We start from the raw sequence: 25280 nt of genomic DNA, 5'->3' as shown, positions 1-25280 counted from the left end.
TCTCGGGCGAGAACGCGTATGGGGCACGTAGACACACATCACAATCGTCTCGACGACCGGCTCATCGAGCGGTGCGAAGACCTCCCCCAACAGCCCGATCCGGGCGCGTACGTCGTCATCGATACGATGCACTTTTCGAACACCGTCATCGAGTTGCTGGCAAACGGGGCCACGTCCGTCCACGTCCCCGACGAGCGGGGCCAGGAGTTCGACTACCGCGCCGCGAACCCGGGGACACTGATCGGCGGCGGGAAAACCGACGACTACGAGCCCGAAGCCGGCTACGACTTCTTCAACTCCCCCAGTTACGTCCAGGGAATGGACGTCGAGGGACATCCGGTGAGTATGACTTCGACCAACGGCGGGCGGACCGTCTCGACGCTCCGTGAGCGTGGTGGGGATACGGTGGATGTCTACGTCGGGGCACCGCTGAACGCCAGGGCGATCGGCACCCACCTTCGAGAACACGAGCAGCCGGTCTTCCTCGTCAGTGCCGGCGACGAGGGCGAGATCGCCATCGAAGATCACGTCGGGGCCACGCTCATCAGTCGCTATCTCGACGGGATCGCGCCGACAGAGACCGAAATAGCACTGTACCGCGACCAGCTCGAAACGGCGAACGGTCCGGAGTACGCCCAGAAAAACGAGACCCGACGCCGCGATGTCCGGAACTACGCGATGAACGTCGACGGCCGACACGTAATCCCGCATCTGTCGGGAGGATCACTGATCCGGGCCGAGACGACTCGCTCGCCCACGACTACCGGAACTGCCAAATTGGCCGTAACGGACAGATAACATCGAAGAGCGACCGCGACGAAACTGTGTTCGAACTCCGTCTATATCTCTACCTTGTAACCAGAGGCACTTAAAGGAAGACGGCCGGTGGCCAGTCAGTAGTGCCCAGTCCGCTACGGAGAATCGGCGCTTTCGGTCGACGGATCGATCGCCCTGGCGGCCGTGAGCACCTCGTCGTGGGCGTGGTCGTTCGAAGCGACGAGACCACGGTGGTCGTGTTGCCAGCTCTCGCCATCGAGATTCGTCACCGTCCCCCCGGCCTGCTCGACCAGGAAGGCACCGGCGACGGTATCCCACGGGTTGGTCTCGACGTTCGTGAGCACGCCCTCGATCGAACCGGCCGCGAGCAACGCCAGCGAGACCTGGACGGACTTTACCCTGAGTAGATCGCCAAATCGCGTGACGATCGCCTCGGCGGCGCGGGCATACTCCTCGCGGCGATCGCGCGGCCACCAGATCGTCGGGACGACGGTGAACCGAGCCACCTCTCCCGTGTCGTTCACGCCGACGGGGCGGCCGTTGCGCGTCACACCGCCCGGGCCGCCGACGTACAGGTCCCCGAGTGCCGGGACGGCCGTCGCCGCAGCGATGGGGGTACCGTCCCGGACTGACGCTACGCTGGTTGCCCACTGGCGCATCCCGCGGACGTAGTTGTTCGTCCCATCGATCGGATCGGCGATCCAGGCCGGCCCGGACTCGGGGACCGTCCCGAGGGCGTCGTTTTCCTCACCGACGAAAGGCTCGTCGGGGAACCGGTCGCTGAGGATGGCAGCGATCCGGCGCTGGGCCTCCCGGTCGGCGCTGGTCACGTAGTCTGTTTGCCCGGCTTTCGTCTCGGCGTCGAGATCGCGCCGAAACGAAGCCATGGCGACGGCGCCGCCGGCTCTGGCCGCCTCGCGAGCGATCGCGGCTCGGTCGGCCCGTGGGATCGAACTGCCGTACTGTCTCCCATCGTCTGCGACCCGCGGATCGTCGGGGCCAGCACGTTCAGTCACGGCGATCCCCTCCCGGACTTTCCTCGTCCGCCCGATGGCGGAGACACCGGCTGGTCCGGTCAGTGTCGTCGACCGCATGTGCGGCTGGCGGCTCCCGGTCACAGACGGAGCCGAATTCCTCGGTAAGGAGTGTGAGTGCCTCACCGGGGGCCGTCCGCGCACGTGTGGCCGCCCGGTCGATCACGTCGCGGGCCTCGGGGGACAATCCGACATCGGCGAACAACTCGGCCACGATCGCATCGACAGCCCGTCCACTCGTTGCCAGCCCGAGCCGGCGCTTGAGCCGGGTCGAGAGTCCCTCGCTCGCCCGCGATCGCTCCCGGAGGACGGCCCGGAAGGCCTCGATCGCGGCCAGGGCCTCGGCCGAGATGTCCGGATGGGCGGCCGGCCGAATCTTCGCCGGGCACCGCGTCGCGAACGGACACCCTTCGGGGGGATGGCGCGGGTTCGGCGGCGTCCCCCGGAGGGTGATCCGGTCGAGGTCGTCGGGTGCCGGACTCGACGAACCTGGGATGGCCGACAGTAGCGACCGAGTGTAGGGGTTTGCCGGGTCGTCGAAGACTCGCTCCGTCGGACCGACTTCGAGGACGGTGCCGAGATACATGACCGCCACCCGATCGGCGATGTGCCTGACGAGCGAGAGATCGTGGGCGATAAAGAGGGACGTCAGCCCCAGTTCAGCCTGGAGATCTTCGAGGAGGTTGATAACTCGGGCCTGGACGGAGACGTCGAGCGCCGAGACGGGTTCGTCCAGAATCAGGAACTCCGGTTCCAGGGCGAGTGCACGGGCGATCCCCACGCGCTGGCGCTGGCCGCCCGAGAACTGGTGGGGATACCGATAGAAGTGTTCGTCCTGGAGGCCGACCTGCTCGAGCAACGAGAAGACGCGTTCCTCGCGGTCGGCGGGGGTCTGCCAGTCGTGGGCATCGAGCGGTTCGGCGACGATCTCACCGACGGTCTGGCGGTCGTTGAGACTCTCTTGGGGGTCTTGAAAGACCATGCCCACACGCCGCTGCCAGTCTCGAAGGTTCTCACCGGATAGTTCAGTCACGTCGGTCCCGTCGACGGTGACGGAGCCGGCCGTTGCGGACTCCAGACCGACGAGAGTCCGTCCCAGCGTCGTCTTTCCACACCCGCTTTCGCCGACCAGGCCGAGGGTTTCACCGCGACGGACGGTCAGGGACACGCCATCGACCGCCCTGACCGGTGGCTGCTGGTTCAACAGCGAGCCATCCGTGTAGTGTGTTTCCAGGTCGTTGATCTCGAGGAACGGCTCCGGTTCGTCGACGCCCGCGTGGGCTGGCTGTGGGATTGTGGCTGTCATGCTTGGTCACCGCCGTCGGGGTCGTCGTCGGCAAACACACAGGCTGCGGTGTGATTCACTGTGTCGTCTACGGAGATGGTGTCTGGCGCGTCGGTGCGACACGCCTCGACGGCCATCGGGCACCGGGGCGCAAACCGGCAGGCTGTGGCCGGGCCGTCGGGCGTCGGGACCTCGCCTTCGATCGTCGGCAGGCGCTGATCGGGCGCGGTCCGGCCGGGGATGCTCTGGAGTAGGGCTTCGGTGTAGGGGTGTTCGGGAGCGGCAAACAGCCGCTCGGTCGGTGCATGCTCGACGATCTCGCCGGCGTAGATGACGTTGACCCGGTCTGCGGTCTCCTCGATGACGCCCATGTCGTGGGTAATCCACAGCAAAGCGAGGTCTTCCTCGCGTTGTAACTCGGCCAGCAGATCCAGGATCTGTGCCTGCATGGTCACGTCGAGAGCGGTCGTCGGCTCGTCACAGACCAGCAGGTCCGGATCACAGGCGAGTGCGATCGCGATGACCGCTCGCTGGGCCATCCCGCCGGAAAACTGGTGTGGGTACTCCCCGAGTCGACGGGGAGCGTCGGGGATGCCAACGGCTTCGAAGAGCTCGATCGCGCGCTCGGTTGCTGCCGTGCCGGTCAGGCCCTGATGAATCGAGAGGGCCTCACGGAGCTGGTTGCCAACCGTGTACACCGGGTTGAGCGCGTTCGTCGGGTCCTGAAAGATGATCGAGATGTCTCCGCGGTGGTCGTCCCAGCCGTCGTCGACCAGATTGTCACCCTTGAACCGGATCTCCCCGTTTTCGATGGCGCCTGGTTGGTCGACGAGACCGAGAACCGACCGTGCCGTGACGGACTTCCCGGAGCCCGATTCGCCGACGAGGCCGACTGTTTCGCCGGGATGGATGTCGAAGGAAATCCCGTCGACGGCGTGGATCGTCTCTCTTTCGGTGTAAAAGACCGTCCGCAGGTCCCGGACGGACAACAGCGGCTCCTCGCGGCGGGTATCGCCAGCTCCCTCCGGTGGGGCGGGCTGGCTCATGCGCCACCCCCGCGGCCGGCCTGTGAGCCCATCGCGCTGTCGGACTGAGGATCGATCGCGTCACGGACGCCGTCGCCCAGCGCGTTGAAGCCGGTCACGACGAGTGTGATCAACACGCCCGGGATGAGCGAGATGTGCCAGGAGCCGGTCGTGACGTAATCCTGGCCGAGCTTGATCGCCCGGCCCCACTCGGGAGTCGGCGGGGCGACCCCCAGGCCGAGATACGAGAGGCCGGCGATCGAGATGATCGCTCCGCCAAGCGTCATCGAGCCGTAGATCAGGACGTACCCGGTGACGTACGGGAGCATGTGTGTGCGCATGATGGTCCGGGGCCGCTGGCCGAAGCTCTTGGCGGCGTCGATCCAGGCCCGTTCCGAGACTTGCAAGGCTGGCCCCCGGACCGACCGCCACATGTACGTCCACCCGGTGAACGCAAAGATGAGTGCGAGGACGAACCCACCGCTGTAGACCTCGCCGACCCAAGTCTCCCCTAGGACGGTCGTGAGCATGATCAACAGGAGCAACTGGGGCATCGCCATCACCCCGTCGGAGACGAGGACCGTCGTCAGATCGACACGGCCCTTGTAGTAGGCAGCGACCAGCGCGAGCGTGACCGCAAACAGCGCGCTCAGGCCGACCGAGAGGAGCCCGATGACCAGCGAGATCCGGGAGCCGGCCGCGATGAACGTAAACAGGTCACGGCCGTTTGGCAGTGTCCCGAAGGGGTGAAATCGCCCGTAGTCGTCGTACGTTAGCGGCATCACTCGGGAGCTATCGCCGGTCGACTGGGCGTTCAGGTTGGCGTCGCCGATCAGCGTCGTCTCGACCGAACCCGACTCCCCGTCCCAGTACTGCATCTCGTGGGAGTAGGAGTTGCGCATATTCTCCTCGACGGTCGTCGGACCGAGCGTGGGAGCGAACACTGCCATCACGACGAACATGAACACGACGAGTGCGCCAAACAGGCCCCACGTGTGCGACCGGAAGCGATCGACGACGTCGTCGCGGGGCGTCCAGTCGGCGACTCGCATCTCCCGGCGATAATACCGGTACCCGAAGATCGCCCAGGCGACCCACGCGAACGCGTAGGCATACACCAGTGTCGTCCGGATGGCCCACGAGACACCGGGCGAGAGACCCACGAAGGTTCCAACCCAGCGGTGCCCGTTCCAGTAGCCCCCGTTCGGGACGACGTCACGCGACAGCAGTGTCGGGATCGCCGTCGTCTGCTGTTGTGCGGCCTCGAACAGGCCAGTCGCGTTCGCCAGCAGCGATCCCTCGGTGCCGGCGGTCGGCAGTGTGCCGAGGAAATCGGCCAGGAGCCCGGTCAGGAAGTTCGCGACCGCACCGGCCTCCAGCGCGAGGAGGACGACGCCGATCCCCAGCCACGCCGCCAGCGTCGTGTCGATCCCGACCGTCTCGAACAGTCGTCGGTCCTCGACGGGCGTGACGTCGGACACGTCAGCTCCCCTCCAGTCCGACGCGGGGATCGATGATCGTGTACAGTACGTCTTGGACGAGGTTGATGCCAACGGTCATGAGTATGAAGATGTACATCAGCGTTCCAACCAGCGGGAGTTCGCCGGACGTGGCCGCTTCGTAGAACAACTGGCCGATCCCGTTGATGCCGAAGACGGTCTCGACCAGCACCGATCCACCGATGAGCAAGAACGCCTCGCTGGTGATGATCGGGATCAGCGGGACCAGCGCGTTCCGGAAGATGTGTTTCCAGACCAGGACGCGATCGGAGACGCCCTTTGCCTTCGCGAAATCGATGTACTCTGCGTTTCGCACCTCTAACATCGCCATTCGGCCGATCCGCATCTCGTTGCCCATCGAGGCCGACCCGAGGACCAGCGCCGCCGGGAGGACTTTCTTGGTCGCAGCCAGGAACCCCTCGACGCTTCCGAGCCGAGAGAGGTCCGGACTCCCCGATATCGCGTCGATCGGCACCGCGAGCAACTCCCACTCGAACTGGACGGACTCGATGGAGACGGCCAGTGGCTGCAACTCGAAGTGGATCCAGGGGAGCGTCGGTGAGAGACTCAGAACGGCAAGCAGCATGATCGCGAGCCAGAAGTTCGGCATCGCGCGCCAGACGATCCCGCTGAACGACGCGATGTAGTCAGACAGCGTGTTCGAGCGAAGCCCGGCGTAGAAGCCGAGTGGCACCCCGATCATGACGGCGATGAGGACCGACCACAGCCCGAGCCAGAGGGTCCGGGGCAGGAAATCGAGGATGAGTGCGTTCACGTTCGAGCCCTCATAGAGCACCCACGTCTGGCCCAGATCGAAGGTGAGGAGATTCACCATCCAGTCGAGATAGTGCTGGAGCGGAGGCTGGTTCAAGCCGAGTTGGACCTGTGCAGCCTGGTAGGCAGCGGGGTTGCGCATCTGGCCTTCGCTGAGCAACCGGGCGGCCGGGTCGATCGGCCCCATGAAGATGATGAACCACGTAATCGTCGTCCCAAGCCAGACGACCGGAATCGCCATCGCGAACCGTTTGGCGAGATAGCCGAGTCTACTCATCGATAGCTGGCCCAGCGACGTCTCGTTCGGTCCCGGTTCCACCAATCATCTGCTGAGTTCGGAAACATATACTCTGGAAACGGCCATCCGTCACTGACGGGCCATCACCGCTGGATCGTCGTGTCGTCGAAGGCCTGGTTCTCCATGACGCCGTACATCTCGACGTCGACGTCGTCGTGCCAGAAGCGCTGGCTGACAGGGTGAACGAAGGGGAGTTCCTGGACGGAAGCCCAATTCATCTCCTCGACAGTCTGGAACGCCTCGTTGTGATCGGCTCGTGTCGTGCCGTCGGCCGCGTAGTTGGTGTCCCAGGATTCCCGGGCAGTCTGGCGGTATTGCTCCGTGGCGTAGCTGCCCTCAGCTCCCCAGCGGGTGAACTGGTTCGAAGGGTTCTGTCCGTGGAGGAATCGCAGGAAGTTCTGCGGGCCGGGGTACTCCATGCCGTCTCCGAGGCCGAATACGGCCATCTCGCCGCTGATTGCCTTGCTGATGATCGTCCCGAACTCCGCCTCGACGATCTCCATGTCGATGTAAGCCGAGCGAAGCTTCGACTGCAGGCGCGTGAACACGCGCTGATAGCCACTGTTGCCGGTGATCGTCGTCGCGGTGACTTCGAAGCGATTGTCCTGGCCGTAGTCTGCCGCTTCCATGACAGCCCGGGCGTCTTCGAGGCGCGTCTCGCCGTAGCCGTAGGGATACCCGTCGGCAGCGAAGTCCGTGTTGGACTGGTAGCCGTTCTCGGCGTGGCGGTCGTAGGCGTCCGCACCGGACTGGCCCTCCTCGAAGGTCGGATAGGCCGCCGGCGGGACGATGTGATAGGCGGGCTTGCCCGTCCCCTTGTAGACGTTCTGGGCGATGTCGTGTTGATTCATCGCGTAGGCGAACGCGCGCCTGACGGCCAGCGGGACTTTGAGCGTGTTGAACACGATGTACTCGGTCGTCAGCGCCGGGATCTCACCGTAGTTGACCGTCGTCCCGTTGTCGAGGTCGTAGGAACCAGTCGCCTGGTTGCCTTCCTCACGGTCGATCGAGACGTTGTTCGGGTTGAACGAGGCAGTCGGCACGCTCTCGAGGATGTCTGCGTTCCCGTTGGCAAACCGCTGGAGGCGGGTGTTGCCGCTGCTGACGACCGTGAACGTGATCGCATCGAGATCGGGTTCGCCCCCGTAATAGTCCGGGAACGCACTGAGCGTGATCTGGCTGCCTTTCTCCCAGTCTTCGACCTGGAAGGGGCCGGCTGCGGCGAACATCGGTCCGTCGCCTTGGGTGCTGAAGAACTCGTTGTACGCGTACTCGCCGTCGTAGCCCTCGATGTCCCCGACGGAGTTCTCCGGAATGATGGCGAAGGCACCGCCAGCGATCTGGAAGAGTGTATATTCGAACGGCGAGGCGAGGGTTATCTCGACGGTGTAGTCGTCGACTGCCTCGACGGCTAGACTCCCCGGAACCACGTCCGCAAGGGTTTCCTCGTCGGTCGGCTCCGACAGCGACGGGTCTTTCTCGTGGTCGATCGTCAGTGTCTCTCCGACGATGTCGTCTTTGTTCCGGGAGTTTGGCGACTCGGCGAGGCGGCGATACGAGTAGACAACGTCCGCGGCAGTAAACTCGCTGCCGTCGTGGAAGGTAACGTCCTCGCGAAGCGTGAACGTGTACGTGCGGCCGTCCTCGGAGAGTTCATAGCCCGTCGCAAGTGCGGGCTCGGGCGGATAGTGCCCGTCTGGGAAGGCCATGAGCTGCTGGTTGTACTGGTTGTACCCCGCCCCGGACCCCTTCGCGTTGATCGGATCCAGCGTCTGGACTGAGCCATCCGCCATCATCTGCAGGGTGCCTCCCGACTGCGTTGTCTCTTGGCTCGTCGACCCATCAGTATCAGTACCGGATCCGTCGGTCGAATCGCCCGAAGACGCCGCTTCGGTGTCAGTCGGCGTGTCGGCGGTTGTCGTCTCGTTGTTTCCGCCACAACCGGCAACTGCCCCAAGCGCACCAGTTCCGGCAACGGTCAGAAATCGACGGCGAGTCGTATCACGGGCCATCAGCTGTGAGGTCCTGCCCTACATTTATAGAAGTTGATAATAGCAGTACCTCCTACGTAATATCAAAAATTACCGACTTTATACCTATATATTTGTATATAATTTCAGTTCTATCGGAATATTTTTGAATATTTGAACAGTAATTACGTCGATGTCAGCTACGACAGCCCACGACCAGACAGCCTGGGCGCAGGTGCTCGAAGTCGCCGAGGAGATGGCCGGCGAGCTACGCGAAGACGGTTGGGACGTCTGTCTCGTCCGGGCGGGACACGTCTCGGCTGTCCCGTCAGGTGAATCACCAGCCCAACACGGGCTCGTCTATGTCGCTCCCGATAGCGTCGAAGCGGAGCTTCCTGGCCTCGTCGCGGGCACGACGTTCGACCGCTACGTCGTATTCCGTGAGGCCGTCGCGAGGGATCTGTTCGTCGTGACACAGATGATGGCCCTCGAAGCCAAGCGCGCGGTGGTGTTGGTGGGGGCGATCGATCGGCAACAGGCCAGCGACCTCGCAGTCGACGCACGCGAACGCGAGGAACTCTATTCACACGTCCGCCTCCTCGATGGCACCCATCTGGCGACATTTCACCACGAAGATCCGGCCCACGTCTTCCCGGAAGAACGATGAGCGACGCCGAACCGGGGCTCCTCATGGCGCAGCTCGATCGGCCCACGACCAGTACGCCGGTCCGCCTGGCGGCGATTGCCGATCCGCACGTCTCGACGCGCGCGGACGGCACGTCGAAACTGTTCGAACACACCCTCGATCACTTCGTGGCCGCCGTCGACGACATCGCGAGTCGGGACGTCGACGCGGTGGTCTCGCCGGGCGACCTCACGAAAGACGGGGAACCCTGGAACGCCGAGGCGGCCGCGGACGCGCTCGATGGGCTCGACGTCCCCGTCTACGCTGTCCCGGGCAATCACGATGTCCCGAAAGACGGTGACGACCACGACGCGATCACGGTCGGGGACTTCGCCGACCAGTTCGGCCCCGGATCCTACCCCTTTCACGAACAGGTCGGTGATATCGACGTGCTCGGCGTGAATTCAGCCGGGCATGCCGACCGGCTCACTGACACCCACGACGGCCACGTCGACGCCGACCAGCGCGCGTGGCTCGCAAGCGAGCTCGACCGGACGGACGAGTCTCTCGTCGTCGTCCATCACAATCTCGGTTCGGTGACCGAGCAGCTTCGCCGCCACCGTGATCGCGTGGCCGAGACCATGGCGATCCCGCCGACGATGCGTGAGACCGACAGGTTGGTCGACGTCCTCGCCGATGGCGACGTTTCACTGGTCCTCACTGGCCATTTCCACCTCCCACTGCTCGGCGTCGATCGTGGCGTCAGAGAACTCGCCACGCCGACGACCTGTTCGTTCCCCCAATCGTATCTTCTCCTCGAGATCACCCCCGCAGGAACAGACGTCCGTCTCGTCCCCATCGCCGACGTCGACGGCCTCGAACTCGCACACGATCGGCGGGCGCGCGACTCAGTAACGGCTCGCGGACTCACGTCGATCGGCGCGGCTCGCCTCGCGTCGATGCCACTGGCCGTCGAGCGTACGGAGTGAGGGCGCGTTCGGTCCCACTCAGTGGAGGCAGCGAACTCGATGGGAGCGAATCGTTTCCAGGCGGGCCGCGATAGCAGCAAGCACTGGCGTCGTCGTCTCTAGCTCGCTATAGACATACTCGAAAAAGCCGAGGTCGACCCCGTCGATATCTGTCCAGGCACGCTCGTGGATCTGTCTCTGGCGTTCGCTCGCCAGCGACTCACACTCGGTTTCTCGTGTCTCTAGTTGGTCGTCAATCTCGGACAACTCCCCCGTGTTTGAGGCGGCGTCGATCTGCTCGCCGGCCCTCGCCACGTCCCGTTCGATGTCCTCGAGTGCCGGGGCGAATCGTTCTAGACTCTCCTGTTCGCGTTCGATACGCTGAAGGGTCTGCTGGCGTTCGTCGCGGGCCTGTTTACACGCCGTGAGGAACGCACCGTAGGTCGGCGGCGTGAGCCGCTCGCCGTCCAGGAGATGCCCGGCGAGGGACGGGCCACACTCGAGGGTTAGACTCTCCCGGAGAGTGTCGCCGTACGCTGTCTCGTAATGGGGCACGGCCATGACGGTCTCCCGATAGGCGTCCCGGATTGCCTGCAGATCGCGTGACGGCCGCGAAGCTGTCGCTGTCATCGCGGTGGCAGCCGCGCCGGATCCACTCACCGGGCTCGGGACGGCCTCCGGCTGGAGGTTACTGACCCGCCGGATGAGCGTCCGGAAGGCCTCACGCTCGTGTTCGAGAGACGTTCGCTCCCGCTCGATCGCTCGCCGCGCACAGTCGATCGTCGGCTGGCTAATCTTGGTCATGGGGGGCATCTGTGATTCGAACCCAGCGGAGATGACGTCACATCACCTGCTGTTTTCGGCGTTGGTCGCTCCCACCTACCGGCCACTGCTCAAAAGGTGCTTCTAGGAGCACTATATTCCCCACACTCCCCTATATAGCTCACTCGCGAGACGGGGCGGTACGACAGCAGTGTCTCGACAGCTACCCGCATCCGGCCGTTCGACTCCACGGACGCCGACCATCACGCGAATACGATAGCCTTCCAGAACTGGGCTGTGCGTGGGACGGACTCGACTGTGGAGCCAGCGTGTTTACTCCTCAAACTCCGAGAGGTGGCGTGTATCGATCGGATCTTCGACGTCGCCCATGACGGACTCCAAGAGGTCGGTCACTGTGACCATGCCCACGACGTCCCCGTCCTCGATGATGAGGGCCAGTTCCTGGTTTTCGGCCTGGAACTGATCGATGGCGTCGCTGACGTCGACGTCCGGCGAGAGCGTCATCGGCGGGGCAGCCAGGTCCGGAAAGTCCACCTCGCCCGCAGCCAGTTCCTCGCGATGGCGCGTCAAGACCGGGACGTAGACGATTCCCTCGAAGTCGGTCAACTCCTCGCCGACCAACGGATACCGGGTGTGTGGCTGTTCCTCCAGTCGACGGAAGTTCTCGGCTGAATCTACCGCCGTCGAGAGGGCGACGATATCGTCGGCCTCGATCATAACGTCACGGACGGGTTGTTCACCGATCGCGAGGGCGTTCATCACTTCTTGGCGACGCTCTGTGGAGAGGCCACCTTCTTCGAGGGCCGAACCCACGCGATTGCGCAGGTCTGCCCGAGACTCGATGACGTCCTGCTCGGCTTCTAGCCACGCACCGGTCATCTCGACGCCGAACAGTTTCAACGTGAGTTTTGCGATCCCATCACCCAACGTGATGATCGGCGAGATCAACCAGTGGAACCAGTACAGCGGTTGGGCACCGTATCTCGAGACCCACCGGGAGCGTTCGACGCCCAGATACGTCGGGGTCTGCTCGCCGTGAGTCAGGTGGACCAGGTTGATGATGAGGAAGGCGAGAATCCCACCCGAACCGATCGAAGCCAACACGGTGTTGTGAAACAGCGGCTCGAAGATCGCTGCCAACGCGGGCTCGGCGACGATCCCGACGGCGATGCTGGAGGCAGTGATTCCGACCTGACAGGTCGTCAGATACAGTTCGAGGTCCTGGGTCATCTCCCAGGCGCGTCGGAGTCCTCGGTTGGACCCGTCACCGATAAACTCCTCTTCGCTGTACTGGCGAGCGCGGGTCAGGGCGAACTCGATCGCGACGAAAAAACCGTTGGTCAGGATCAACACGAGACCTGCCAGTAACCGGACGGAGAGTTCGAGGGAATTCATCGACCGACCGTTATGTCACCGGAAAGTTATATCTGGCGTTGGGAGGGGTTCCTCACCCCACGCCGACGGGGACGGGAGACACTGTGTCGATACTGCACTGCTCTGTCCTCGTCTCGCGGAAACGTGGCGGTCTGGATCCCGCCAATGAACGGCGGCCGAAACGGGCTGGCTGCCCCCCGCTATCGAGACAGCCCGTCGACGGCCGTCTGACTGCCGTTACCGAGCGAACCCCTGACGGTGTGGGCCACGCTCTCGACGTCTTCCATGGCGATCGACACACGGTCGCAGTTGGTGACGGTTGTATTCCTCTCCCAGACCAGTATCGACGAGCAGGCGAGCCAGGAACGATCACGTTTAACACGACACCTGCCGAACGCGTGGTATATGAGTTACAACGAGTCAGCCGGCGCTGGCTGGAAGTTCGTCGAATCGAGTGAGTCCGCGGCAGCGTTGCTCGATGCGGCACTGGATCTGGAACCGGACGAACCAGTGACGCGCTCGGAACTGGCGGACGTAGCCGACGTGACGCTGAAGCAACTGTACTTAGACGAGACGATCGCCGATCTCGCCTCGGCTGGCGTCTTCGAGTCCGTCGAGCCCAAACAGGACGGTGAGGTCACGTACGTCCGCAATCCGGATAGTGAGGTACTGGAAGCTGCAGAACGGTTCGATCGCGCACTGGGCGAGCGCCTGGACGAGTGAACCGATTGCTGGGCGGTCCGGGCGCGTGGTCGCCGGCTTGACACCACAGCTGGGTTCCGCTGACTCAACGTCTTTGTGTGACGAGCGCGTACTTCTCAAATGCAATGACTGCACTCGACTCCGAACGGGACGCGATCGAACGCGGTGACGTCGCCCCGGACTTCGAACTGCCCGGGACCGACGGCCAGACCCACGCACTGGCTGACTTCGACGACTATGAGGCTGTCCTGGTTGTGTTTACTTGCAACCACTGTCCGTACGCGATCGCGAAGTTCGACCCGCTGAACGAACTCGCGGCCGAGTACGACGATCTGGCCGTCGTCGGCATCAACGCTAACGACGCCGAGGAGTATCCCGACGATTCCTTCGAACGCATGGTCGAACTCGTCGACGATGGGACGATCCAGTATGACGCCTACCTCCGCGACGACTCCCAGGACGTGGCCCGCGCGTACGGCGCGGTCTGTACCCCAGATCCGTTCCTGCTCGAAAACGACGGTGGCGAGTTCCGTCTGGCCTACCACGGCCGGATCGACGACGCGATGAGTCCCGACGAGGACGCCGAGACCTTCGAGATGCGCAATATCGTCGAGGATCTGCTGGCCGGCGAGGAGATTACCGCGGAGTTCCGCCCTTCGCGCGGTTGTAACATCAAGTGGAAGGACGGTAGCGTCCGGCCCTGAACGCCGTTCTGGTTGTCAGCGGGCCACTCGTTTTTCGTTGCCCTTCTCACACACAGCCGGCCGAAACAGTGTGTGATCGACGCCATTTTGCCCGCTGTGGCCCCAGTACGCGTATGCCCACAGTACCGGAGTGGATCGAGGATTTTGCGACCGTTGTCGGGCCCGATCCGGACGACGTACTGGTCGAGATGGACGCCTACGCCGAACGTGAGGGATTCCCGACGGTCGGTTCCGCCGTCGGTGGCTGGCTGGAATTGCTCGCCCGGATGGTCGACGCCGAGCGCGTCTTCGAGTTCGGTTCGGGATATGGCTACTCGGCGTACTGGTTCGCTCGCGCGCTCCCCGGTGACGGTGAAATCGTCCTGACGGAAATCGATGCCGACGAACTCGCCCTCGCCGAAGAGTACCTCGATCGCGGCGAGTTCGAAGCGACGATTCAGTACGAACACGGCGATGCCATCGAGATCGTCGCGGACTACGACGGCCCGTTCGACGTGGCCCTGATCGACAACGAGAAGACACGCTATCGGGAGGCCTTCGAGGCTATACGCGAGAAGGTTGCACCCGGGGGTATCGTCGTCGCGGACAATGCGATCGCGGGCGGCTCGATCGACGCTGACGCCGTTCGTGGTCTGCTGGCGGGCGATCGGGGAGACGCCGACGAGATGTCGGCAGGGATCGCAGCCGTCATCGAGGCGCTCCAGGAGGATCCGGCCTTCGAGGCGTCACTGTTACCTGTTGGCGAAGGCGTCGCGGTCGGCTATCGCGTCGAGTGACCGACGTGTCATTCTCGTCGATGAGAACTGCAGGTCCATGACTTATTAGGGCGGGCTTGAAACAGAACTCTACGACTGCACATGAGCTTGATGATCGACATTCGGAAGCTCGCACTGTTCAACAAGATGGCCAAAGAGGGCGGCAACACAGTTGCTGGCCACCTCAGCCAAATGACCGACATGGAGACGGAGATGGAGATTACCAAGATCAACTTCATCGATATCCCCGACATCAAGACCCACGTCGGTGACGACAAACAGATCGGCATTAGTATCCAACTCGAGGAGCCCCCACACGGCCACATTCTCTTTCTGTTGAACGCCGAGAGCGCGAAAGATCTCGCCCGCGGGATGATCGGCGACATGGGCGGGGCCGATCCCGACCAGGATGGCTTTACCGAGATGGAGCGTTCGGCGATCCAGGAGATCGGCAACATCATGACCTCGGGGTTCATCGACGGCTGGGCGAACGTCCTCGATACCACGATCGATATGTCCACGCCGACGTTCACCTACGGGCCGGGCAGCGGCATGATCGACGAACTCGTTGGCGATCGGGATTCGGAGATGGCACTCATGTTCGACTCCCACGTCCAGGCGCTCGACTCGAACGTCGACGTCAAAGTGTACACGTTCCCACAACTCGACGAGCTCGTCGAGTTGATGCAGGCAATCGAAGTCTAAGGCCCAAGAGAGTCACGCAGAGAGTGTCCGTTGGGTCGCGCCGATCTTCTCCCTGTCGAGGCCGTGACGTCGGAGGTGTGTCGGCGTGACGTCCTCCAGACATGGAACCACGAGATCGACGTCCACCTCCGCCGCCATGGCGACGATCTCGTCTGTCGGGTCGCCGCGCCGACAGTGGCCTTCGACGTCAATTCCGCGACGCTTGCCGTCTTCGATGAGTGTCTGTACGTGTTGCTTGCCTTCGTCTTCACACTGGTCGATGACTATCTCGACGCTGCTCAACGCCGGCTCACCGTATCGACGCGTGTCGACGACGTACAGTACGTGAACCGTCGCCTCTATCCGCGCGGCCAGTTCGAGCGCTCGTGTTGTCACGGGCTCGGCCCGTTCGCTCCCGTCAGTCGCCACCAGTATCTCTGTAGTCATGTCCCGTCACATCGTGACGTAGGTAGCCTGTGAGCAAATACTTTGCGATTATTAATCATTAAGGTTTCGAAACGGCGACACACCGACCGTACGCTGGCTACAAGCCACGTTCTCGATGCAGGAACCCAGAGAGCCCGGTTACGCGGCGGGCAAGCTGATCGTGACGCTTGCCCCGTCGTCGGTATCGAATGTGAGCGTGCCGCCGTACGCATCGACGATCGTGTCCAATACCCACAGTCCGACGCCCGTTCCGTGTTCGAGTTGCGTGATTTCTGTGTCGTCTTCGAGAGGCGTGAGTTCGTGGTCGGGAATGCCAGGCCCGTCGTCCGTGATGGTAACTTCGACGCGGCCGTCCTCCCGGGAGCTAGTCACCCGAACGTTCTCGCCACCGTGAACGACTGCGTTTTCGATGGCCTCGTGTATCGCGACGGCGAGTTTGTCGTCGGCTCGGACCAGACAGTCCTCGGAGAGGTCGGTGTCGACCGTGGCGTCCGGATAGGCGTTCTGTATCTCTTCGACGACAGCGCCGACTGGCTCCGTGAGATCGACCGTCCGTTCCTCTGTGGGGTCGTGATCGATCGCCGCCTGGAACTGGCCGAGTTTGTCGTTCATTGTCGCCAACCCGTCTGCCGTTTCGGCGACGGTCGTTGCCATGTTCGCCAGTCGCTCGTCTTCGAGACTGGTCGCTAGCGTCTCGGCGTTGCCCAGCAAAATTTGGGCGTCGTTGCGGAGATTGTGCCTGACGATCCTGTTGAGCACTGCCAGTTTCTGGCGTTCCCGGGCTAGCTCACCGACCCTGATACGGCGCACGTCGTTGACGCCAATGAGGACGTGAGCGATGGCACTCACGCCCAGCACGTCGGCGATGACAGCCGCCGGTAGTGAGATCGACGGACTGGCAACGACGAGTCCGAGCACGAGAGCGAGGACCACGACGCCAAGCGCATTCCAGCCCGCCACCCGGATCACGTGGGCGGTCTGTAGCTCTTCGAAGGCGAACAAGCCAGCACCGGTCGCTACCAATAGCAAGCCGACCACAATCCCCAACCCGGCCAGCCCGAAATCGTAGATGCTCGGGAGCCCGGCCGTGGCGGCTGTCAGTGCAATGAGAAAGACGGCCATCCCAGTCGCACTCACTGACGCGCCCGCCAGGATTCGTTTGCTATCCATATTGATACGTGAGTGAGCCCAAAGTTAATGCTGGCGTCGGCAACTGGGAGTGTCTCTCTACGGAGCGACCTGGTAGTCTTGGCCGGACGAACAGCTCTGTCGACATGTGATACGCCCCCTCATTCGACCCGTAGAACGATCTCTGAGGGCTGTCGGCGGGTGTGTGCTTCGTGGTCCGTAACCGCCGCGTCAGCTTCTCAGCTCCCTCGATACCGGCACCCAGCAGCACGCCCGACACCGTTCGGTCTGTTCCTACGTAGGTATTATCACAATCATTCGGGAATTGACACAAGCCAAACCCTTTTGGTCGGTCCGTTCGTCCGTTCTGTACGGCACCATCTGGGCCGATGATATTCAATGACAGCACACGAACTCATCTGGCGAATCGCTGGCGGTTCCGGTGACGGAATCGACTCGACGAGCCAGAACTTCGCGAAAGCCCTGATGCGGGCAGGGCTGAACGTTTTCACCCATCGACACTATCCGTCCCGTATTCGTGGCGGCCACACGTACGTCGAAGTACGAGCCAAAGACGAGGAAGTCACCTCCCGGGGCGACGGGTACAACTTCCTGCTATCGCTCGGCGATAGTTTCGCTCGCAACCCTTCCGAGGATGCCTATTATGGCAACGAGGAACTGAAGCCACTCGCGGAGAACTTGGACGAACTCCGTGAGGGCGGTATCATCGTCTACGACACAGGATTGTTCGACGAGGACGAGGTTGCGGAACTGAATCTCGAAGAGCGTGCCGAGGAGAACGACTGGCACGTCTATCCGGTCAACCTTCGGGAACTCGCACGGGAACACGGTCGAGACGTCATGCGCAACACCGCTGGTGTCGGCGTCACGGCCGCGCTGCTCGACATGGACGTGTCGTTCTTCGAGGAACTGATCCGCCAGAACATGTCTGGCGACATCCAAGAAGACAATCTGAACGTCCTCGAAGACGCCTACGAGCGCGCCGAGGAGTTCGAGCACACTCACGATCTGACTGTTCCGACCGGCGAGAACGAACAGGAACTGGGCCTGATGAACGGCTCGAACGCCATCGCATACGGCGCGCTGGACGCCGGCTGTCGGTTCATCGCCGGCTACCCCATGACCCCGTGGACGGAAGTGTTCACGATCATGTCCCAGCACATGTCCGAGTTCGGTGGCATCGCCGAACAGGTCGAAGACGAGATCGCCGCCGCGGCCCTGGCACTGGGTGCGAGCCACACCGGGGTCAAGGCGATGTCGGGCTCTTCGGGTGGCGGATTCGCCCTGATGTCCGAACCGCTCGGTCTCGCCGAGATGACCGAGACGCCGATCGTCCTCGTCGAAGCCATGCGGGCTGGTCCCTCGACGGGCATGCCGACCAAGCCCGAGCAGGGCGACCTCGAACACGTTCTGTATACGAGCCAGGGCGACTCCAACCGTGTCGTCTTTGCTCCCGCTGGAATCAAGGAAGCCTACGAGCAGACCCGACTGGCCTTCGAGATCGCCTACGACTACCAGATCCCGGCGATCGTCGTCTACGACCAGAAGATCGAGGGCGAACTCCGGTCGGTCCCGATCGACTTCTTCGACCGGGAGCCGGATCCGGACGTTGGAGAGGTCCTCTCCGAGGAAGAGATCAAGGAGGCTGCCCACCACGAATCGGGCACCTTCAAACGCTTCGACGCCGAGGTCGAAGGCGGCGTCAGCCCGCGGACGGTCCCCGGCCAGGAAGGTGGCCGCCATCTCACGTCCGGGAACGAGACCAACGCGTACGGTCACATCGAGGAAGATCCGGACAACCGAGTCGCACAGATGGCCCGCCGGATGGGCAAACTCGACAGCATTCGTGAGGAACTCGACGAGAAAGACGCCTCCAATCAGGCCACTCGTGGCCCGGACGACGCCAACTACGGGATCATCACGTGGGGCAGCCAGCAAGGTACGGTCTTCGAGGCCGTCGACCGCCTGAACGAGAACGGCCAGGCAGTCAAGGCCCTCGGCGTCAGCGACCTGATGCCCTATCCCGAAACCGAGGTTACCGAGTTCCTCGAAAGCGTCGAGGAAGCTGTCGTCGTCGAGATGAACGCCAGTGGCCAGTTCAAGGGACTCACCCAGAAGGAACTCGGTCGCTTCGGCGACAAACTGTCGAGCCTCTTGAAGTACAACGGGAACCCCTTCGAACCCGCCGAGATCGTCGAGGGCTTCGAAGCGATCGTCGAGAACGAGCCGGAGGTCCCGGGGGATTCGACTACGTTCGTCCCAGCGGCAGGTGACTAATCATGAGTGCATTCAGCGCAATCGACCAGGATCGCGAGATTGACCCAGAAGAATATACACCCGGCATCGAACCGCAGGCGACCTGGTGTCCGGGCTGTGGTGACTTCAGCGTCCTCAAGGCGCTGAAGCAGGCGATGCCGGAAGTCGGCCGGACGCCCGAAGAAGTGCTGACGGTGACCGGTATCGGCTGTTCGAGCAAACTCAACTCCTACTTCGAGTCCTATGGCTTTCACTCGATTCACGGCCGGTCGCTGCCGATCGCCCGTGCAGCGAAACTCGCCAACCCGGCACTCGAAGTGGTTGCCGCCGGCGGTGACGGTGACGGCTACGGCATCGGTGGGAACCACTTCATCCACACGGCCCGTGAGAACCACGATATGACCTATATCGTGTTCAACAACGAGATCTTCGGGCTGACGAAAGGCCAGACGTCCCCGACCAGCCCCAAGGGCCACAAGTCAAAGACCCAGCCCCACGGCTCGGCGAAAGATCCGATCCGACCGCTGAGTTTGGGGCTGACCGCGGGTGCCTCTTATGTCGCCCGCACCGCCGCCACCAACCCGAACCAGGCGGCAGAAATCTTGGCGGAAGCCATCGAACACGACGGGTTCGCTCACGTCGACTTCCTGACCCAGTGTCCGACCTGGAACAAGGACGCCAAATCGTACGTCCCGTATACGGACGTCCAGCAGTCCGACGACTACGACTTCGACTACACTGATCGGGAAGAAGCGGCCCAGATGATGTACGAAGTCGAATCGAAACTCTACGAGGGCGAGGTCCTCACCGGTCGGTTCTACGTCGACGAGGACCGGCCGTCCTACACCGAGGAGAAGCAGGCTACCGGTGAGATGCCCGAGGAACCCCTGGCAGAGAAGTACTTCGACGACGACGCCGAGTGGAAGCGCAGCTACGACCTGCTGGAACACCACACGTAATCGCCGCGGCCCGTCTCGTGTGATGGGACGCGTTGCCGGCTGAAAAAGCCGGCCAGCCCTTTCACGTTCGGAAGATATTTTTCCACGTATCACAAAATCAGGTTCATGAGCGCCGAAGCGACGGCCGAGCGTATCCTGGACGTCTTAGAGGACGACGCCCAGGCCTCCTACGCCGAGATTGCAGACCGGGTAGGTGTCTCGAAGCCGACTGTCAGGAAGTACATTCAACAACTCGAAGACGATGGCGTCATCGTCGGGTATTCGGCAGACGTCGATCCCAAGAAACTCCCGAGTGAAAGTATTGCTATCGTCGGCGTGGACGTCGAGAGTGAGGCCTACGTCGAAGTATCCCGCGCGCTACAGGATGTCTCGGCGATCGAAGCGTTGTACACATCCAGTGGCGACCACACGCTGATGGCCGAGGTCCGTGCGACCGACGGCGACGCGCTTGGCGACGTCATCAACGACCAGATCGAGGCCCACGAGGGGGTTGCAGCCGTTCATCCGTCGTTTCTTCAAGAACGACTGAAGTGATCGTCCGGCGCGTGCCGGAGCCAGGAGGGAGGTTTTTAGGGGCTGTAGATCCCACGGTCGGGACATGCGCACCCGGCTGGTGGTGGGCTGTGGGAGACTCGGGGCGACGCTGATCGACACCCTGAGTGACCGTCCGGGCCGGGTCGTGGTCGTCGTCCCCGGCGAGCGCGCAACAGCGCTCCGCGAACGATTTCCGTCCGTCGACGTGACGGTTGAGGACCCGACAGAGCCTGGCGTCTTCGAAACGCTCCCCGACGCAGACAGCGTCCTCGTTGCCGGGGACGACCCCGCACGGAACCTCGAAACGGCCGAACTCGCACGCGACGCTTTCCCAGCGGCGTTTCTTCTGGCGTACGCCGGTCTGGAACCACCGGCCGACATTCGTCAGTCGTTGGCCAATCTGGCCGACCGTCTCGTCGACCCTCCCGCTGTCTTCGAGACGTTTCTGACCGAACGCGTCGAGACCGGCGAGACGACGATGCACGAGCTGCGCAAAGTGGTGGCCGATATTGACGGTCCGCTGGCTGTCGTGATGCACGACAATCCCGATCCCGATGCGATCGCCAGCGCCGTCGCATTACGGCGTCTCATCGAGTATTTCGGCTGTTCGGCACAGGCCTGTTACTACGGGTCGATCAACCATCAGGAGAATCGGGCGATGGTCAACCTCCTCGAATACGAGCTTCGGAACCTCGATGCCGAGTCGGACCTCACCGAATTCGGTGGCTTCGCCTTGGTCGATCACGCCCGGCCCGGTGTCAACGATGGCCTGCCCGAGGACACGCCCGTCGATATCGTGATCGACCACCATCCGCCACGTGGGCCAGTCAGCGCTCGGTTCGCGGATCTCCGAAGCGATGCCGGCGCGACGAGTACGCTACTGGTCGATTACTATCGCCGACTCGGGGTCGATATCGAGCCGGCTGTCGCAACCGGCCTCTTGTTCGGCATCCGTGTCGACACCGACGAGTTCAGTCGGGAAGTCTCGGTCGCGGACTTCGAGGCCGGTGCTGAACTCCTGGCGAACGCCGATCTGGGCAGGTTGGAACGCGTCGAGAATCCAAGCGTCAGTTCCGACACCGTAGAGACCATCGCTGCAGCGATCAGGCGTCGACAACGCCACGGCTCGGTCCTGTTGAGTGGCGTGGGGGCGATCAACGACCGCGATACGCTGGCACAGGCCGCTGATCGGCTCCTCAATCTCGAAGAGATCACGACGACCCTCGTGTATGGAATCATCGACGGGACGGTCTACATCTCGGCGCGCTCTCGTGGAACCGATCTCGACCTCGGTGAGACGCTGCGGGCTGCGTTCGGACAGATCGGGAGTGCCGGCGGCCATGCGGAGATGGCGGGGGCACAGATCGAACTGGGGGTACTGGAATCGATCGACGGTGACGACCCTTCTCTCGTGGATATCGTCGACGAGCTGGTTGCCGATCAGTTTCTGGACGTATTGGATTTACATCCTTCGCGGGCGTCCCTGGGGACCTACGGGCAAAGCGACGAATCAGCAGTCGACGTGCCCGAAAGTGACAGCTGGGTCACCGGTGGGTCCGAACCGGATCGCCGTGAGTCCAACGCAGGCGAGTGGCGTGTTCGAGACACCCAACCGGATGAGGAATAGCCACTGTCGGTCCCGCGGGCGCTGGCGAGGGATTTTTCAACCGAGACACCATCAGTGACGACGATGGCCAGTGCTGATACTTCGTCGACTGTCGAGGAATACATGACCCACGAGGTCGCGACAGTCGCCCCGGACGAGACGGTAGGTGAGGTCGCACGACGGATCGCCGAGAGTGGCGATCACAGCGGATTTCCGGTTTGTACCGGACGAGAAGTGCAGGGATTTGTGAGCGCAAGCGATCTCCTCCTCGCTGATGAGTCGGTGACGATCGAGACGGTGATGTCGACCGATCTGATGGTCGGCCACCCCGAGATGGATGTCGACGACGCGGCCCGCGTCATTCTGCGATCGGGCATCCAGCGTCTGCCAGTCGTCGACGACGACGGAGACTTGGTTGGCATCATCACGAATACTGACGTCCTTCGCAGCCAGATCGAGCGAGCGACCCCCGAGAAGGTCGACGAGCTCCGAGAGACGATCGAGGACGTCCACGACGCCGAAACCGGCCAGGAACGTCGCGTCGTCTCACTATCTACCCTCAAGCCGACCCAGACGAAAGTCTACGGGGACGAACTCGAAGGCCGTATGTACGAAATCGAGCGGGGCTTGGCTGAACCGCTCGTGGTTATCGACAACGCCGGTGAGCTGTTGTTGGCCGACGGCCACCACCGGACCACCGCTGCTGTCGAACTCGGAACCGAAGAAATGGACGCCTACGTCATCACCATCGACGAACCAGTCGACTTAGAGATGGCCAAGACGGCCGAGGACGAAGACATGACTTCGATCGAAGACATCACGATCGTCGACTACGCCCGTCACCCACTCGTCGAGCAGACCGAACGGTACCAGGACGACGAGTGACCGTCTTCGCGCGTCTGATCCACCGCGAGTTGGCTCTGCCCTGACGGTCTCCGATTCGTGGCGGTTTCGCGTCGCCCGATACCTGCGGGTACGATCCTGATACCAGGGAATGTCGCCGCTTTGCTGACGCTCATGTAGCTGAGTGTGCAGGTCACTGTCGTGAGTTACTAATGAATGATAATGATGGAGTGGGGCTGGAAGCACGGTTGTCGGATCGGAACTATCATCGGCCGCCGCCACGGTTCGTCGGCCAGGCAAATGCCAGCGATCCAGCGATCTACGATCGTGTCGGGGACTTTCCCGACGGATTCGAGGCATACGCCGACTTGCTAACGTGGGAGACACGGTGGGACGAGACTTTCGACGGAAGTGATCCGCCGTTCTTCGAGTGGTTTGTCGGGGGCTCACTCAACGCGTCGGTAAACTGCGTCGATCGACACCTTGCCGACCGGAAGAACCAGGCTGCACTCATCTGGGAGGGTGAAGACGGTGAGCAACGGACCGTGACGTACCAGGACCTCCACCGCCGGGTCAACGAGGTTGCAGCGACTCTCCGTGAAGTCGGTGTGTCCGAAGACGACGTTGTGACGCTTCACCTCCCGATGGTGCCAGCCTTGCCGATCACGATGCTCGCGTGTGCCCGGATCGGGGCCGTCCACTCGGTGGTGTTTGCCGGCTTCTCGGCGAACGCCCTGGCCGACCGGCTGGCCGACGCCGACAGCGATGTACTTGTGACGATCGATGGCTATTATCGCCGCGGAGAGTGGCTCGATCACAAGGACAAAGCCGATCAGGCCCTCGCTGATTCGGCTACCGACGTCGAAACGGCTCTGCTGTGGTCCCGCCACGACGATCTCGAAGCGGGGGTCGAACTCGCGGGCGAAGATCCGTACGTCCTCGTCGACGACGTTCTCGCCGAGAAAGCGGGTGCCGACGTTCAGCCGGTCGCCCGCGATGCCGAAGATCCGCTGTTCCTGATGTATACGTCGGGGACGACGGGCAAGCCCAAAGGCTGCCAGCACCGGACTGGTGGGTACCTTGCCTACGCTGCGGGCACCTCGAAGTACGTGCTGGATATCAAGCCGACGGATACCTACTGGTGTGGTGCAGACATCGGCTGGATCACCGGCCACTCGTATATCGTGTATGGCCCGCTGGCACTCGGTACGACCAGCCTCATGTACGAAGGTGCCCCGGATTTCCCCGACCGATCGCGAACCTGGGAGATTGCCGAACGCTACGACGTCGACATTTTCCATACGTCACCGACGGCGATCAGGCAGTTCATGAAGTGGGGCAGCGACCACCTCGCGGGACACGACTTCGACTTTCGCCATCTCACGACCGTCGGTGAACCGATCCAGCCCGAAGCCTGGGAGTGGTACTACGAGCACGTCGGCGACGCCGAGGCGGTTGTCGTCGATACCTGGTGGCAAACCGAGACTGGCGGCCACCTGATCACGAATCTCCCGGCGCTTGCCGACATGAAGCCAGGCAGCGCGGGCCGCCCGTGCCCGGGGATCCAGCCCGCCCTTTACGAGGACGATGGGACACACATCGAACCCGAGAGTGGCCGGGCCGGCAATCTGGTGATCGAACGGCCCTGGCCGGGCATGCTCCAGACGGTCTATGGCGACGACGAGCGATTCATCGCCGAGTACTGGCAGCGCTTTTCGGACACTGAGAGTGACGACTGGCGCGAGTGGGTCTACGAGACCGGCGACGGTGCAGTCCACGGCCAGGATGGGTACTACCGCATTCTCGGCCGACTCGATGACGTGATGAACGTTGCCGGTCACCGCCTCGGGACGATGGAACTGGAAAGTGCCGTCACGGAAGTCCAAGCCGTTGCCGAGGCCGCTGTCGTCGCTCGTGAGGATACCGAGCGCGGCCACGTGCCGGACGTTTATGTCGTCCTTCGGGACGGCGACGAGGCCGGTGCGGACGTCCGCAAGCAGGTCGTCGCGGCCGTCGAAGACCAGATCGGTGCCTTCGCCCGCCCCGATCGTGTGCTGTTCGTCTCCGATCTGCCGAAAACCCGCTCGGGGAAGATCATGCGACGAGTTTTGGAGAACATCTCAAACAGCGATGACCTCGGCGACACGACGACGCTGCGGGACCCAACGGTCCCCGAGCAGATCCGGAAACAGGTCCAAACGGGCGGCCAACCGCCGCGAACCTAGAGCC

Annotated in this window: 23 protein-coding genes; 13 read left to right on the top strand and 10 right to left on the bottom strand. The window is 62.8% G+C overall.

The features are described from left to right. Positions 1–18 precede the first annotated feature (18 nt). Complete coding sequence (locus tag FR699_RS05665; protein ID WP_158854651.1) at positions 19–798, top strand: 2-phosphosulfolactate phosphatase; 780 nt, start codon at positions 19–21, stop codon at positions 796–798. Between the two features lie 113 nt (positions 799–911). On the opposite strand, the gene FR699_RS05660 is transcribed toward FR699_RS05665, so the two are convergent. The 6 genes from FR699_RS05660 to FR699_RS05635 form a co-directional block, all read right to left on the bottom strand. Beyond that, on the bottom strand, positions 912–1727 hold the full coding sequence (locus FR699_RS05660; protein ID WP_255470261.1) for an inositol monophosphatase: 816 nt from the start codon (positions 1725–1727) through the stop codon (positions 912–914). 58 nt (positions 1728–1785) lie between these two features. Continuing rightward, positions 1786–3117: an ABC transporter ATP-binding protein gene (locus FR699_RS05655; protein ID WP_158854647.1), complete on the bottom strand. Its 1332-nt coding sequence runs from the start codon at positions 3115–3117 to the stop codon at positions 1786–1788. Next, the gene (locus FR699_RS05650) at positions 3114–4142 is read right to left on the bottom strand and encodes an ABC transporter ATP-binding protein (RefSeq protein ID WP_158854645.1); all 1029 of its coding nucleotides are present in this window, start codon (positions 4140–4142) and stop codon (positions 3114–3116) included. Before FR699_RS05650 ends, FR699_RS05655 begins: the two co-directional genes overlap by 4 nt. After that, on the bottom strand, positions 4139–5602 hold the full coding sequence (locus FR699_RS05645; RefSeq protein WP_199268288.1) for an ABC transporter permease: 1464 nt from the start codon (positions 5600–5602) through the stop codon (positions 4139–4141). The genes FR699_RS05650 and FR699_RS05645 overlap by 4 nt, the downstream gene beginning before the upstream one ends. 1 nt (position 5603) lies before the next feature. Then, entirely contained in the window at positions 5604–6671 is a 1068-nt protein-coding gene (locus FR699_RS05640) for an ABC transporter permease (RefSeq protein WP_158854643.1), read from the bottom strand. Between the two features lie 104 nt (positions 6672–6775). Then, positions 6776–8704: an ABC transporter substrate-binding protein gene (locus tag FR699_RS05635; protein ID WP_158854641.1), complete on the bottom strand. Its 1929-nt coding sequence runs from the start codon at positions 8702–8704 to the stop codon at positions 6776–6778. A gap of 151 nt (positions 8705–8855) precedes the next feature. Here FR699_RS05635 and FR699_RS05630 point away from each other — a divergent pair, with 151 nt between their 5' ends. Together FR699_RS05630 and FR699_RS05625 are read left to right on the top strand one after the other, a co-directional pair. Continuing rightward, complete coding sequence (locus FR699_RS05630; RefSeq protein WP_158854639.1) at positions 8856–9329, top strand: hypothetical protein; 474 nt, start codon at positions 8856–8858, stop codon at positions 9327–9329. Further along, positions 9326–10276: a metallophosphoesterase gene (locus tag FR699_RS05625; RefSeq protein WP_158854637.1), complete on the top strand. Its 951-nt coding sequence runs from the start codon at positions 9326–9328 to the stop codon at positions 10274–10276. Before FR699_RS05630 ends, FR699_RS05625 begins: the two co-directional genes overlap by 4 nt. Before the next feature lie 18 nt (positions 10277–10294). On the opposite strand, the gene FR699_RS05620 is transcribed toward FR699_RS05625, so the two are convergent. Together FR699_RS05620 and FR699_RS05615 are read right to left on the bottom strand one after the other, a co-directional pair. Further along, the gene (locus FR699_RS05620; RefSeq protein WP_158854635.1) at positions 10295–11059 is read right to left on the bottom strand and encodes a hypothetical protein; all 765 of its coding nucleotides are present in this window, start codon (positions 11057–11059) and stop codon (positions 10295–10297) included. Positions 11060–11350: 291 nt separating this feature from the next. Further along, positions 11351–12433, bottom strand: a complete 1083-nt coding sequence (locus FR699_RS05615; protein WP_158854633.1) for a CNNM domain-containing protein — start codon at positions 12431–12433, stop codon at positions 11351–11353. Positions 12434–12697: 264 nt separating this feature from the next. Here FR699_RS05615 and FR699_RS05610 point away from each other — a divergent pair, with 264 nt between their 5' ends. The 4 genes from FR699_RS05610 (at position 12698) to FR699_RS05595 (ending at position 15278) form a co-directional block, all read left to right on the top strand. Continuing rightward, positions 12698–13135, top strand: coding sequence for a hypothetical protein (locus FR699_RS05610; protein ID WP_229770520.1), 438 nt, complete (start codon positions 12698–12700; stop codon positions 13133–13135). A 104-nt stretch (positions 13136–13239) separates the two neighbouring features. Next, the gene (locus FR699_RS05605; protein ID WP_158854631.1) at positions 13240–13818 is read left to right on the top strand and encodes a thioredoxin family protein; all 579 of its coding nucleotides are present in this window, start codon (positions 13240–13242) and stop codon (positions 13816–13818) included. Between the two features lie 113 nt (positions 13819–13931). Beyond that, positions 13932–14594 (top strand): O-methyltransferase, encoded by a 663-nt coding sequence (locus FR699_RS05600; protein ID WP_158854629.1) that lies wholly within the window; start codon positions 13932–13934, stop codon positions 14592–14594. A gap of 81 nt (positions 14595–14675) precedes the next feature. Next, positions 14676–15278: a chemotaxis protein CheC gene (locus FR699_RS05595; protein ID WP_195837619.1), complete on the top strand. Its 603-nt coding sequence runs from the start codon at positions 14676–14678 to the stop codon at positions 15276–15278. A 12-nt stretch (positions 15279–15290) separates the two neighbouring features. On the opposite strand, the gene FR699_RS05590 is transcribed toward FR699_RS05595, so the two are convergent. Together FR699_RS05590 and FR699_RS05585 are read right to left on the bottom strand one after the other, a co-directional pair. Continuing rightward, entirely contained in the window at positions 15291–15704 is a 414-nt protein-coding gene (locus FR699_RS05590) for a universal stress protein (RefSeq protein ID WP_158854627.1), read from the bottom strand. Positions 15705–15842: 138 nt separating this feature from the next. Next, positions 15843–16874: a sensor histidine kinase KdpD gene (locus tag FR699_RS05585; RefSeq protein WP_158854625.1), complete on the bottom strand. Its 1032-nt coding sequence runs from the start codon at positions 16872–16874 to the stop codon at positions 15843–15845. Positions 16875–17231: 357 nt separating this feature from the next. Here FR699_RS05585 and FR699_RS05580 point away from each other — a divergent pair, with 357 nt between their 5' ends. The 6 genes from FR699_RS05580 (at position 17232) to acs (ending at position 25276) form a co-directional block, all read left to right on the top strand. Next, positions 17232–19130: a 2-oxoacid:acceptor oxidoreductase subunit alpha gene (locus FR699_RS05580; protein WP_158854623.1), complete on the top strand. Its 1899-nt coding sequence runs from the start codon at positions 17232–17234 to the stop codon at positions 19128–19130. A 2-nt stretch (positions 19131–19132) separates the two neighbouring features. Then, the gene (locus FR699_RS05575) at positions 19133–20068 is read left to right on the top strand and encodes a thiamine pyrophosphate-dependent enzyme (RefSeq protein ID WP_154551381.1); all 936 of its coding nucleotides are present in this window, start codon (positions 19133–19135) and stop codon (positions 20066–20068) included. Between the two features lie 105 nt (positions 20069–20173). Then, entirely contained in the window at positions 20174–20602 is a 429-nt protein-coding gene (gene lrpA1 / locus FR699_RS05570; RefSeq protein WP_154551382.1) for an HTH-type transcriptional regulator LrpA1, read from the top strand. Positions 20603–20666: 64 nt separating this feature from the next. After that, positions 20667–22229 (top strand): DHH family phosphoesterase, encoded by a 1563-nt coding sequence (locus FR699_RS05565; protein ID WP_158854621.1) that lies wholly within the window; start codon positions 20667–20669, stop codon positions 22227–22229. Positions 22230–22292: 63 nt separating this feature from the next. After that, positions 22293–23093 (top strand): CBS domain-containing protein, encoded by an 801-nt coding sequence (locus FR699_RS05560; protein WP_154551384.1) that lies wholly within the window; start codon positions 22293–22295, stop codon positions 23091–23093. A gap of 170 nt (positions 23094–23263) precedes the next feature. Continuing rightward, entirely contained in the window at positions 23264–25276 is a 2013-nt protein-coding gene (acs, locus tag FR699_RS05555) for an acetate--CoA ligase (RefSeq protein WP_158854619.1), read from the top strand. Positions 25277–25280 lie beyond the last annotated feature (4 nt).

This window comes from Halorhabdus sp. CUG00001 (genome assembly GCF_009797925.1).
Taxonomy (GTDB): Archaea; Halobacteriota; Halobacteria; order Halobacteriales; family Haloarculaceae; genus Halorhabdus.
This window is presented reverse-complemented; position numbering and strand designations above follow the sequence as displayed.

Excerpts from the sequence above, each read along its gene's own strand:
- FR699_RS05620 (WP_158854635.1), bottom strand. The coding sequence starts at position 11,059 with ATGACCAAGATTAGCCAGCCGACGATCGACTGTGCGCGGCGAGCGATC.
- FR699_RS05590 (WP_158854627.1), bottom strand. The coding sequence starts at position 15,704 with ATGACTACAGAGATACTGGTGGCGACTGACGGGAGCGAACGGGCCGAG.
- FR699_RS05635 (WP_158854641.1), bottom strand. The coding sequence starts at position 8,704 with ATGGCCCGTGATACGACTCGCCGTCGATTTCTGACCGTTGCCGGAACT.
- FR699_RS05580 (WP_158854623.1), top strand. The coding sequence starts at position 17,232 with ATGACAGCACACGAACTCATCTGGCGAATCGCTGGCGGTTCCGGTGAC.
- FR699_RS05560 (WP_154551384.1), top strand. The coding sequence starts at position 22,293 with ATGGCCAGTGCTGATACTTCGTCGACTGTCGAGGAATACATGACCCAC.
- FR699_RS05625 (WP_158854637.1), top strand. The coding sequence starts at position 9,326 with ATGAGCGACGCCGAACCGGGGCTCCTCATGGCGCAGCTCGATCGGCCC.
- FR699_RS05600 (WP_158854629.1), top strand. The coding sequence starts at position 13,932 with ATGCCCACAGTACCGGAGTGGATCGAGGATTTTGCGACCGTTGTCGGG.
- FR699_RS05615 (WP_158854633.1), bottom strand. The coding sequence starts at position 12,433 with ATGAATTCCCTCGAACTCTCCGTCCGGTTACTGGCAGGTCTCGTGTTG.
- FR699_RS05605 (WP_158854631.1), top strand. The coding sequence starts at position 13,240 with ATGACTGCACTCGACTCCGAACGGGACGCGATCGAACGCGGTGACGTC.
- FR699_RS05575 (WP_154551381.1), top strand. The coding sequence starts at position 19,133 with ATGAGTGCATTCAGCGCAATCGACCAGGATCGCGAGATTGACCCAGAA.
- FR699_RS05650 (WP_158854645.1), bottom strand. The coding sequence starts at position 4,142 with ATGAGCCAGCCCGCCCCACCGGAGGGAGCTGGCGATACCCGCCGCGAG.
- FR699_RS05565 (WP_158854621.1), top strand. The coding sequence starts at position 20,667 with ATGCGCACCCGGCTGGTGGTGGGCTGTGGGAGACTCGGGGCGACGCTG.
- FR699_RS05610 (WP_229770520.1), top strand. The coding sequence starts at position 12,698 with ATGGCGATCGACACACGGTCGCAGTTGGTGACGGTTGTATTCCTCTCC.
- FR699_RS05640 (WP_158854643.1), bottom strand. The coding sequence starts at position 6,671 with ATGAGTAGACTCGGCTATCTCGCCAAACGGTTCGCGATGGCGATTCCG.
- FR699_RS05665 (WP_158854651.1), top strand. The coding sequence starts at position 19 with ATGGGGCACGTAGACACACATCACAATCGTCTCGACGACCGGCTCATC.
- FR699_RS05595 (WP_195837619.1), top strand. The coding sequence starts at position 14,676 with ATGAGCTTGATGATCGACATTCGGAAGCTCGCACTGTTCAACAAGATG.
- lrpA1 (WP_154551382.1), top strand. The coding sequence starts at position 20,174 with ATGAGCGCCGAAGCGACGGCCGAGCGTATCCTGGACGTCTTAGAGGAC.
- FR699_RS05655 (WP_158854647.1), bottom strand. The coding sequence starts at position 3,117 with ATGACAGCCACAATCCCACAGCCAGCCCACGCGGGCGTCGACGAACCG.
- acs (WP_158854619.1), top strand. The coding sequence starts at position 23,264 with ATGAATGATAATGATGGAGTGGGGCTGGAAGCACGGTTGTCGGATCGG.
- FR699_RS05630 (WP_158854639.1), top strand. The coding sequence starts at position 8,856 with ATGTCAGCTACGACAGCCCACGACCAGACAGCCTGGGCGCAGGTGCTC.
- FR699_RS05585 (WP_158854625.1), bottom strand. The coding sequence starts at position 16,874 with ATGGATAGCAAACGAATCCTGGCGGGCGCGTCAGTGAGTGCGACTGGG.